Raw genomic sequence first — 10,526 nt, forward strand, 5'->3', positions numbered from 1 at the left:
AATCTTGGAGCGTCAGGCCTCCTGCGGGGACCGGCTGCCGCGCCGGGCCAGATCGGCGACGATGCGGACCCGTTCTTCCGGCTCGAACGCCTTGGCGAGGTGGCGTCGCACCCGACTTCCGGGCCGCGGGCGCGGTCCTCGGTCATCGCCCCGGCGGGGGACGCTGAGGACATCCCGGCCGCGGGCGCCCGGGCCGGCAAAACCGGGGACGCCGCATCTCCCTCGCACGCCGGCGATCGACGACCCCGCCCGGGCGACCGCGGCCCCGCCCGGTTCTATACTCCCGCCTGCGCTCCGCCCCCCTCCGCCGCAGGCCCCGTGTCCGAGACCGTCGAGAACCGCTGGATCTGGCCGTTCGAGTTGCTCGAACGGATCGGGCAGGGCGGGATGGGGGAGGTCTGGAAGGCCCGCTTCGTCAAGAACGACCGGATCGTCGCGGTCAAACTGCTGCCCTCGGACGTCACCGACGAAACCGTCCTCGCCCGGTTTGAGCGGGAGGTCGGCCTGCTGCGGGACATGCGGCACCCGCACATCGTGCACACCTTCGGCGGGACGACCGACGGGCCCCGTTCGTCCGGACAGGGGGGCCCCGGCAAGTCGCCGAACCGTCGCTTCTACGCGATGGAGTACCTCACCGGGGGCACCCTGCAGGACGTGCTGGAACGCGACGGCCGGCTCCCGCCGGAGACCGTCGTGCGGTACGCCAAGCAGATCTGCGCCGCGCTGGCGTTCGCCCACGACCGCGGGGTGATCCACCGGGACCTCAAACCCGGAAACTTCCTGCTGGCCGAGGACGGCACGCTGAAGCTGGCGGACTTCGGCCTCGCCGCGGTCCGCGAGGGCAACAAGCTGACCGCGGAGGGCCGCACGATGGGCACCTTCCGCTACATGGCGCCGGAGCAGATCCGCGGTCGCCCCCCGGCCTGCCCGCAGACGGACCTGTACGCGCTGGGCGTGGTCCTGTTCGAGCTGCTGACCGGCGCCCCGCCGTTCACCGGGGAGACGCCCGCCGAAACCCTTCAGATGCACCTCAAGCGGCCGGCTCCGCGGGTCGTCTCCCGGGAGCCGCACTGCCCCCCCGGGCTGGACGCGCTGGTGGCGGACCTGATGCAGAAACGCATCGAGGACCGCCCGGCGTCCGCGACGGAGGTGGGCGAACGGCTGGTCCAGCTGGACGAGCAGGTCGCCCTGCGTCAGCGGACGCCGGCGATGACGCTGGACCTCCCCCCGGTCCGCGCCGGGGAGCCGCAGGTTTCCGACGACGACCTCACCGTCGCCCCCCCGCCGCGAACCGTCGCCGCCCCCGCCGACGGGATCAAATGGACCGCCGCCGGGGCCCTGGCCGTCTGCGGTCTGCTCCTGCCGGCCGCGGCGCTCTGGCAGGCGGGCGACGCGGCCCTCGAACGGGCGGAGGCCCGCTGGATCGAGGGCCTTCGCAGCGACGATCCGCAGCGGCGCGTCGCCGCCGCCGTCACGCTGGGGCAACTCGGCGAGGACGGTTCCGCGAACTACGACGCGCTGGTCGAGGCGTTGGAGAGCGAGGACGTCGCCGTCCGGGCCGCCGCGGCGACCGCCCTGGCCGCGTTCCCCACGTACCGGGGGGAGCTGGATTCCATCCTCAACAAGGTGCAGAAGACCGACGCGGAGGAACGCGTGCGGCAGGCGGCCCAGGCCACCCGCCGCACGTTGGAGGGGGAGCCCGAGCCGGTCGGCGGCCGCGGCTCGACGCTGTGGGCCTGGGCGGCCTCCCTGGGCCTGCTGCTCGCCGCGGGATTCGTCGCGTTCAGAACCTGAGTCCGTCCGGGGCGTCCGCACCCGGCGGGCGCGTCGCTATCCTTCCGCCTCGCTTCTTTCTTCGCACCGCTCCGCCTGCATGCCCGCCGCCCGGATTATTCCCTGCCTCGACGTGCACGGCGGACGGGTGGTGAAGGGGGTGAATTTCGTCAACCTGCGCGACGCCGGCGACCCGGTCGACGTGGCCCGCCGCTACGAGCAGGACGGCGCCGACGAGTTGGTGTTCCTCGACATCACCGCCAGTCACGAGGGCCGCGGCACGATCCTGGACGTGGTCCGCCGCACCGCCGACGAGGTCCACATGCCCCTCACAGTCGGCGGCGGCGTCCGCACCTGCGAGGACGTGCGGGCCCTGCTCAACGCCGGGGCGGATAAGGTGAGCGTTAACAGCGCCGCCGTCCGCGACCCGGACTTCATCAGCGAGGCCTCCAAGCGCTTCGGCGCCCAGTGCATTGTGGTGAACATCGACCCGCGAAGGGTGCTTTGGAATGACGAATGTCGAATGACGAATGACGAAACCGGCCGGCCGATTCCGGAACGCCTGCGACTCGTCGAGCGCCCCGCCCCCACGCAGCCCGGGTTCCGCGAGCGGTGGGAAGAAACCGTTCGTCATTCGTCATTCGACATTCCTCATTCCTGCGCCTGGGACGTCCACATCAACGGCGGCCGTTTGCCGACCGGCCTGGACGCCGTCGCCTGGGCGAAGGAGATGGCCGACCGCGGCGCCGGCGAGATCGTGCTGACCAGCATGGACGCCGACGGCACCCAGACCGGCTACGACCTGGAGATCACCCGGGCGGTCAGCGAGGCGGTGGGCATCCCGCTGGTCGCCAGCGGCGGCGCCGGCTCGCCCGCCGACCTGTTCGACGCGCTGACTGAAGGCCGGGCCGACGCGGTCCTCGCCGCCAGCATCTTCCACGACGGCACCCACCCCGTCCCGCACTGCAAAGCGGCCCTGGCCCGCCGGGGCGTGAACGTGCGGGTGGTGGCCTGATGACCGGCGGACGCCGACCGCCGCGGTGGATCGTCGACCCAGACGTGCTGCCCGTCGGCGACCCGCTGCCGTCGGCGGTGCGGGCGGCCGGCGGGGCGGTCGCGCTCTGCGATTCGTCCGATCCGGAGGATCTGGACCGCGTGGCCGGGTGTGGGTCGGCGGTGTTTCGCGGCTCGGTAGAGGCCGCCGCGGCGTGGACCGCGGCCGGCGCCCCGATTGGGGTCTGGGCGAACTTTCCGGCCCTGCGGTTCGAGGAGTATTCGGGGCCGCTGAGGCCATGGTTGCTCAATGCAGACCCGGTGCGGCTCACGCTCGCGGAACTAGCCGACCGTCGGGATGCGGTGTTGGACCGCGTTGGGGTGGACGGCCGGGCGTTCGTCCGACCGGACGCCGCGTCGAAGCCGTTCGCCGGCACGCAGCTGCGAGCCGCGACCTGGCAAGCCGACGTCGAGCGGCTCGCATTTTACGACGTGGCCCCCGCCGAACCTGTATTGGCATGTCGACCGCGGCGGGTGGAGTGCGAATGGCGGGCGGTGATCGCCGCGGGGGCGGTCGTCGCCGGGTGCCTGTACCGGAAAGCCGTCGGCCCGCGGGTCGAGCCGGGGCTGCCTGAACCGGTGCGGCGGTTGGCAGAGAAGGCCGCGGCGAGCGGCTACGCCCCCGACTCGCTGTGGTGCCTAGACCTGTGCGAGAGCGGCGGCGATCTGTTCGTGCTGGAGGTCGGGGCGTTCGCCTGTGCGAGTCTGTACGGTTGCGACCGTGGGGCGGTTGTCGCTGCGGCACACGCGGCCTTGGCGGCCGAGCCCGTTCCCCTCTCCCGTTGAAATGCGTTCGAGGCGGTGCGGTTCCGGGCCGCGGGCGCCCCCGTTCGTCGACTCCCGCAGAGCCTCTGTCCATGAGCCAACTGCCCCGCCCGCACCTCGCCGCGGTCTCCGCGATCGCTGCCCTGTCCGTCAGTCTTTGGCCAGTCCCGGGCGGTGCCGGAATGCCGACGGGAGAGAACGGCCCCACCCCCGCGGCCCCGCCCGCCCCACTCCGGCAGGTCGAACGCCTCGACCGCGGGTTGGTCATGGTCCCGCAGGACGACGGCGGGGCGTTCCTCAGTTGGCGGATGCTGGGCCGCGATCCGGAGGCCGTCCGTTTTCACCTGTACCGCACCGTTGGCGACGGGCCGGAGACGCGGGTGAACGAAGAACCGCTGCACGATACGTGGTTCGTTGACGACGGCTGGGACCCCGCCGCGGAGACGGCTTGGCGGGTGGAGGCCGTGGGCGAGAGGCTGGACGACGACCTCGGCGGGACGTTCCGGCGGGCGGCGGGCGAACCGGTCGTGCCGTACCTCAGCGTGCCGCTGGAGCCGCCGGCGGGCGGGGAGCGGGGCGGGCGGCCGTTCTCTTACACGGCGAACGACGCCGCGGTCGCCGATCTGGACGGCGACGGGGACTACGAGATCGTCCTGCGGTGGGAGCCGACGAACACCCGCGGCGGCGGCGGCGGCGCCCGCCGCGGCGGCACCGGGCCGGTGCTGATCGACGCCCTCACCCTCGAAGGCGAACGCCTCTGGCGGGTCGACCTGGGGCCGAACGTCGCCGCCTCCGCCCACATCACCCAACTGACGGCCTACGATCTCGACGGCGACGGCCGCGGCGAGGTCGTGCTGAAAACCGCCGACGGCACGGTCGACGGCCAGGGCGAGACGCTGGGCGACCCGGACGCCGACCACCGCGACCGCGGCGGTTCGATCCTCCGCGGGCCGGAGTTCCTCACCGTCTTCGACGGCCGCACCGGGGCGGCGCTGGCTTCCGAGCCGTTCGTCCCCCAACGCCACCCGGAGACCGACAGCCCCACCCGCGACCAGATTTGGGACGTGTGGGGCGACGACTACGGCAACCGCATGGACCGCTTCGCCGCCTGCGTGGCCTACCTCGACGGGGAGCGGCCGCACCTCGTCACCGGCCGCGGGTACTACCACGGCCGCGGCGGCCGCGGCGGGCGGACCGTCGTCGCCGCCTGGACCTGGCGCGACGGCCGGCTGGGCAACGAGTGGGTCTTCGACACCCTCGGCCGCCCGGAGTTGGCGGGCTACGTGGGGCAGGGGAACCATCAGGTCTCCGTCGCCGATCTGGACGGCGACGGCCGGGACGAGATCGTCTACGGCGCCTGCGCGATCGACGACGACGGGACCGGCCTCTACACCACCGGTCTCGGTCACGGCGACGCCCTGCACGTGACCGACATGGACCCGGACCGGCCCGGGCTGGAGGTGTTCGACATCCACGAGGGCCGCTCCCACGACGCCGGCATGGAGTTCCGGGCCGCGGACGGTTCGGCGATCTGGAAGAAGTTCCCCCACCGGGACGTCGGCCGCGGCGTCGCCTTCGACGTCGACCCGGCCTCCCCCGGCTTCGAGTTCTGGAGCTCCGGCGGCCCCGGCGTGTACGACGTCCGCGGCGACATGATCCATCCCCGCAAACCCCGCTGGACGAACATGGGCCTCTGGTGGGACGGCGACCTGACCCGGGAACTGCTCGACGGGACCATCGTCGACAAATGGAACCCGGAGACCGGCAAAGAGATCCGCCTCCTGACCGGCTACCGGGAGCCGTACGACGGCGCCGCCAACAACGGGACGAAGGCCAACCCCTGTCTGGCCGCGGACGTGCTCGGCGACTGGCGGGAGGAGCTGATCCTGCGGTCGCGGGACAACACGCGGTTGATGATCCTCGTCAGCACAATCCCGACGCCCCACCGCCTGCGGACGCTGATGCACGACCCGCATTACCGGGTGTCGGTCGACTGGCAGAACGTGGGCTATAACCAGCCCGCCCACCCAGGCTTCTACCTCGGCGCCGGCATGCCGCTGCCCCAACCGCCGTACGCGGTGAAATACGTCCGCCCCTGAGCCCCGACCGTCAGGGAGGGGCCTTTCACAGCGGTCCGCGTCTCTCTCGCAAGTGTCCGGTCCGCGGTCACGCACGGCGGTCGTGGCCGGGCGAACGGCCCCTCCCTCACGGTCGGGGCTCATTGATCGCTACAGATTGCAGATCGGCGGCGGGTCCAGCGGGTCGCCCTGGCCTTCGACGACGTACTCGATCACCCGCCGTAGCGAGGCTTGAGTCGATACGTATTTCGTGCTGCCGTGCCGGGACCAGACCTTGCCTTCCGGCCCGACCCGTCCGGCCTCCCGCAATCCGCGGGTGGCGTAAGATTTGAAGTCGTTGAGAACCCGCTCCGGCGTGGTCCCGTCGGCGACGACCACGGCGTGCAGGTGGGTGGTCCGGACGTGCAGCGCCGTCAGCGACCACCCGCGATACGCGCACACGGCTGCGATCTTCTCCTGTACGCAACGTCTTTCCGCGGCGCCGAAGGACATCGCCGGCTGCGTCATCAGGCTCCGCTCAAAGCGGGCGCGGGCGTCGTTCCGGCGGTACGTCGGCGTTCCCGGGACTGCGTGTTCGGCGTCGACGGAGCCTTCGCTATCCCCGTGCAGCCGCGAGCCGTAGGTGTGAGCGGTGAGGAAGTAGGCGAGCGTTTCGGCCATCAAGCCACGTTCGAAACGCTTCGCCTGATTCGCAAGCCAGACTGAGCCCCGACCGTCAGGGAGGGGCCGTTCTCGCGGTTGGCCCACCGCTGATCGTCATGTCGCCCGGTCCGCAGCCACGCACAGCAGTCGCGGCCGGGTGAGCGGTTTCTCCCTCACGGTCGGGGCTCCGAGCGATTTAGGATTCCTCCCCCGGCAGGCCCGGCAGGGCGCTGCCGTGTTTCAGCAGGGCCCAGCGGACGACCGCGGCGGCCTGGGCCCGGGTGGCGTCGCGGAGGTAGTCGCCGGTGACGGGGATCGACAGGTGCGGGGTGAGGGCGCAGACCTTCCGCGGTTCGCCCACGCCCTCCTGCCGGTGGCCGGGGCGAATCACGTTCCCGCTGATCCAGACCGCCTGCACCTCCGCCGCCTCGGCCCGCCAGGTGACGCCGAATGGGCCGACGTGCCAGCGGGAGACGATCTCCGCCGGGGGCTTCGGCTGAAACGGGTCCGCTCCGGCCGGGGTGCCGATCGTTACCGTCACCCGCCCCAGCCCCGCCCAGACGCCGTAGATCAGCGGCACGACGGTGAACAACGCCGCCGGGGCCGCGGCCAATCCCAATTGGAACCACAGCGGCAGGCCCCCCATCAGCCCGGCCGCCCCCAAGCAGCCCAGCGTCAGCGTGCCGACGACCCCGAAGCCGATCAGCACCATCCCCGTCGCCAGCCGGTCGCCCCAGCGTTCGTAGGCGGGGGTGCGAATCACCGTGCGGGCGCCCACCTCGTCCGACTCCTCCGTCACCCGCAGACGACCGCGGCGGGTTTCGGCCCGCAACGCCTCCGGGCTCATCGCCCGTCGCACCGCCCAGCCGCCCCGGAGCACGGCCCGGACTTCCGGGTCGAAGGTCGCCCTGACCACCACCGCCGGCGCCGTGGGGGAGAGCAGCCGGGCGTTGAGCAGATCGAGCAACCGCCGCTCCTCCTCCGGGGGCAGGGCGGCGGCGACGGTGCGGCCGGGGCCGCCGGCGAAGATCCGCACCGTCCGCACCGCCCCGCCGGGCCACCACCAGGCGCCGCGGCGGCGGGCGGTGGCGTGGTCGGTCGGGCCGCGGCGGTCGCGGGTGATGCGAGCCTTACTGCCGATCCAAGGCAGCGCCCAGCGGGTGCGGACGACCACCGAGGAGTCGTCCACGAGGATCAGCGTCCGCGTGAAGGCCCGCTTCGCCCAGGCCCACAGGAAGGGCGCCGCGACCGCCAGCCCGCCGGCGCTCATCAGGGCGAGGCCGACGATCGCCCGGCCGTTCCAGGCGTTGGGGTTCTGCGTCCAGACCGCCAGCACGAGGCTCAGCACGAACCCGTTGAGCACCACCGCGAACACCCCCGCCCGGGCCGTCCGCAGCGGCCCGGCGGCGGCGACCGCGACGATCAGCCGCCCGCCGTTCTCGCCGTCGTCCCGGCGCTCCGCGGACAGCACGCCGCCCGGACCGGCCTCGCGACCGGATCCATCCTCCACGACGGCCACCCGCTCCCCGCCGATCACCGGTCGTTCGCTCGGCGGGGGGACGGGACGGACACGGCCGGGCGGGGCGGGCGGGCGGGCGACGGACGGGACCGATTGTACCGCCCAACCGGGCCGGGATCGGCCGACGCGTCGACGCGGCGCCCGGACGGGCCGGCCGTCGCCCCTCGTTAGCGCCGATGGGCGGCGGTAAACTGAGGCCCCGTCGCCCGCGTCCCTCGGCCCCTCCGGCCACGGCCGCTTCGGCCCCGTTCCGGCCCTTCGGCCCGCTTTCCCGTCGCCCCGACCGCGAGACCCGACCCGTGCTAGCCCACGAGTGGACTGAATCGACCTTCAAGCAGGGCGCCCCGCTGGAGATCGACCGGATCTTCAAAGCGGCGATCAAGCTGAATTGCAGCGACATCCACCTGCAGGTCGGGCGTCCGCCGGTGTTCCGCATCCGGGGCACGCTGCGGGAACTCGATCAGCCGCCCATCACCGAGGAGGGCATGATCGACCTGCTGTTCCCGATGATGGACCAGCGGAACCTGGACATCTTCCACCGGGACGGCGGGGCGGACTTCGCCAAGATCATGGATCTGGACGGGGACAGTTGGCGGTTCCGCGTGAACCTGCTCACCCAGATGGGCAAAGTCGGCATGGTGGCCCGGCGGATCGAGCGATTCATTCCGGACTTCGAAAAGCTCAACCTCCCCCCGGTGATGGAGAGCCTCTGTAAGTTCGACCAGGGCATGGTCCTGCTGGCGGGCGTCACCGGGTCCGGTAAGTCGACGACGATCGCGTCGATGTTGAACTGGGTGAACCACAACATGAGGAAGCACATCCTCACGATCGAAGACCCGATCGAATATATCTACGAGGCGGAGAAGTGCCTGATTAATCAGCGGGAGATCGGGCAGGACGTGATCGACTTCGAAGTCGCGATGAAGCACGCGGTGCGGGAAGACCCGGACATCATGCTGGTGGGCGAGCTTCGCGACCGCGAAACCTTCGAGACCGCCATCCACGCCGCCGAGACCGGCCACCTCGTCTTCGGCACGATTCACGCCAGCACGGCGCCGTCCACGATCGGCCGTATTCTCGACCTGTTCCCGCAGGACATGCACGCGGCGATCCGCAGCTCGATGGTCTTCAATATGAAGGCCATCGTCGCCCAGAAACTGCTGCCGACGATCCTCGAAGGCGAGGACGACCCGAAGCGGGTGCCGATCGTGGAGATCATGACCTTCAATCCCACGATCCGGAAACTGATCATGGAGGAGAAGGACGAGAAGTTGGCCCAGGCGATTTCGCTGGGCAAACAGGAGGGCATGCAGAAGTTCAACGACTCTCTGCAGTACTTCGTGGAGAAGGACTTCATCTCCCGCGCGGTCGCCTTCGAGGTCAGCCCGAACGCCGAAGAATTGAAGATGGCCCTGAAGGGCATCAACGTGAAGGGCTCCTCGATCCTGTGACGGACCACGCCCCGGATCACGGCCGCCGCGACTCCGCGGCGGCCGTGCGGCGGGCGTTCGAGGATCGATTGCACGTCGCGCTGCGAACCCGTCGACGCGGCCGCGTGTCCGCGGCGAGAAAATGACGGTTTTCTTCACGGCCGACACGCACTTCGGCCACGCCAATATCGTTAAGCACTGCGACCGCCCGTTTGAGGACGTCGCCGCGATGGACGAGGTGCTCATTCGCAATTGGAACGCCGTCGTCGGGCCGCGGGACGTGGTGTATCACCTCGGCGACTTCGCCTTCCGGGCGCGGCGGGCGCCGCGGGAGTACCTCGCCCGGCTCCACGGGACCGTGCACCTGATCCGGGGCAACCACGACGCGGAGACGCTGAAGGACTGCCCGGACGCCTTCGCCAGCCTGTCCGACTTGAAGGAGATCAAGGTCGACAGGCAGCGGATCACCCTTTGTCACTACGCGATGCGGACGTGGAACAAGTCCCACCGCGGGGCGTGGCACCTTTACGGGCACACCCACGGCAACTTGCCGGACGATCCGGAGAGCCTGTCGCTGGACGTGGGCGTGGACTGCCACGCCTTTGCCCCGGTTCCGTTCGAGCGGGTCGCTGAATTGATGGCCGCGAAGACCCCGCCGTCCTGAGCGACGCCGGCCGGCGCGCCGGCAGCGTTGAGTGAAGCTTCCCGGGCGCCGCCTGTCAGTTGCGGAGCTCGACCGAGACCCGGACCGTCGGTCGGGGCGCGTGGGGGGATCGTTCCGTTACAGCGGAGAACGCCTGCGTGACGGGGCGGGCGACCGCGACTAGGCTGCGGACGCTCGCCGCTTGCTTTCCGTGATCTGACCTCTCCCCGGACTGCCGTGACGCCCGACCCGAACGCCCCGGCCGCCCCCGTCGCCGGTTCGCCGCCCGAGGGCGCCGTTTCCGGGGGGCCCGGGGCGAACGTCGCCCCGGCATCGTCGGCGGGCGGGCCGCCCCAGTGGACCCGGCTGCCGATCTTCCTGACCGCCGCCGCCGTCGCGGCGTCGCTCTCCCTGCTGTCGGCCCGGACGATTCAGCACGAAATCTTCTTGCGGACGCCCGTCTACCTCGCCCCCCGCGGGGGGACGGAGGAACAGCGACTGCGGGAACAGGACTCGGTCCGCCGCCGGGACCTGCGGATGGACGCTTCGGCGTTGGCTGCGGCGGCGGCCCTGACGGCTGGATTGCTGGGGATCGCCGGCGGTCTCTGCCCCCCGCCGGCCGG

9 protein-coding genes are annotated in these 10,526 nt (G+C 71.5%); 7 read left to right on the forward strand and 2 right to left on the reverse strand.

Translation table 11 applies throughout. The features are described 5' to 3' along the window. Nucleotides 1-318 precede the first annotated feature (318 nt). The 4 genes from ACG2DA_RS08335 (at nt 319) to ACG2DA_RS08350 (ending at nt 5,690) form a co-directional block, all read left to right on the forward strand. Complete coding sequence (locus ACG2DA_RS08335) at nt 319-1,794, forward strand: protein kinase (RefSeq protein ID WP_395255104.1); 1,476 nt, start codon at nt 319-321, stop codon at nt 1,792-1,794. A 79-nt stretch (nt 1,795-1,873) separates the two neighbouring features. Next, nucleotides 1,874-2,788, forward strand: coding sequence for an imidazole glycerol phosphate synthase subunit HisF (hisF, locus tag ACG2DA_RS08340; protein ID WP_395255105.1), 915 nt, complete (start codon nt 1,874-1,876; stop codon nt 2,786-2,788). Then, on the forward strand, nt 2,788-3,612 hold the full coding sequence (locus ACG2DA_RS08345) for an ATP-grasp domain-containing protein (protein ID WP_395255106.1): 825 nt from the start codon (nt 2,788-2,790) through the stop codon (nt 3,610-3,612). Before hisF ends, ACG2DA_RS08345 begins: the two co-directional genes overlap by 1 nt. A gap of 71 nt (nt 3,613-3,683) precedes the next feature. Further along, nucleotides 3,684-5,690, forward strand: a complete 2,007-nt coding sequence (locus tag ACG2DA_RS08350) for a rhamnogalacturonan lyase (protein ID WP_395255107.1) — start codon at nt 3,684-3,686, stop codon at nt 5,688-5,690. Between the two features lie 129 nt (nt 5,691-5,819). Here ACG2DA_RS08350 and ACG2DA_RS08355 read toward each other — a convergent pair whose 3' ends face one another. Further along, nucleotides 5,820-6,329, reverse strand: a complete 510-nt coding sequence (locus tag ACG2DA_RS08355; RefSeq protein WP_395255108.1) for a hypothetical protein — start codon at nt 6,327-6,329, stop codon at nt 5,820-5,822. A 178-nt stretch (nt 6,330-6,507) separates the two neighbouring features. Then, on the reverse strand, nt 6,508-7,848 hold the full coding sequence (locus ACG2DA_RS08360; protein WP_395255109.1) for a hypothetical protein: 1,341 nt from the start codon (nt 7,846-7,848) through the stop codon (nt 6,508-6,510). 281 nt (nt 7,849-8,129) lie between these two features. Here ACG2DA_RS08360 and ACG2DA_RS08365 point away from each other — a divergent pair, with 281 nt between their 5' ends. The 3 genes from ACG2DA_RS08365 to ACG2DA_RS08375 form a co-directional block, all read left to right on the forward strand. Further along, the gene (locus ACG2DA_RS08365) at nt 8,130-9,281 is read left to right on the forward strand and encodes a type IV pilus twitching motility protein PilT (RefSeq protein WP_395255110.1); all 1,152 of its coding nucleotides are present in this window, start codon (nt 8,130-8,132) and stop codon (nt 9,279-9,281) included. 121 nt (nt 9,282-9,402) lie between these two features. Further along, nucleotides 9,403-9,924, forward strand: a complete 522-nt coding sequence (locus tag ACG2DA_RS08370) for a metallophosphoesterase family protein (RefSeq protein WP_395255111.1) — start codon at nt 9,403-9,405, stop codon at nt 9,922-9,924. Between the two features lie 216 nt (nt 9,925-10,140). Further along, a partial coding sequence (locus ACG2DA_RS08375) for a hypothetical protein (RefSeq protein ID WP_395255112.1) occupies nt 10,141-10,526 on the forward strand: 386 nt, incomplete at its 3' end.

The organism is Alienimonas sp. DA493, assembly GCF_043951915.1.
Taxonomy (GTDB): Bacteria; Planctomycetota; Planctomycetia; order Planctomycetales; family Planctomycetaceae; genus Alienimonas.

Coding starts and splice junctions, on each gene's coding strand:
- hisF (WP_395255105.1), top strand. CDS start 1,874: ATGCCCGCCGCCCGGATTATTCCCTGCCTCGACGTGCACGGCGGACGG.
- ACG2DA_RS08345 (WP_395255106.1), top strand. CDS start 2,788: ATGACCGGCGGACGCCGACCGCCGCGGTGGATCGTCGACCCAGACGTG.
- ACG2DA_RS08350 (WP_395255107.1), top strand. CDS start 3,684: ATGAGCCAACTGCCCCGCCCGCACCTCGCCGCGGTCTCCGCGATCGCT.
- ACG2DA_RS08355 (WP_395255108.1), bottom strand. CDS start 6,329: ATGGCCGAAACGCTCGCCTACTTCCTCACCGCTCACACCTACGGCTCG.
- ACG2DA_RS08370 (WP_395255111.1), top strand. CDS start 9,403: ATGACGGTTTTCTTCACGGCCGACACGCACTTCGGCCACGCCAATATC.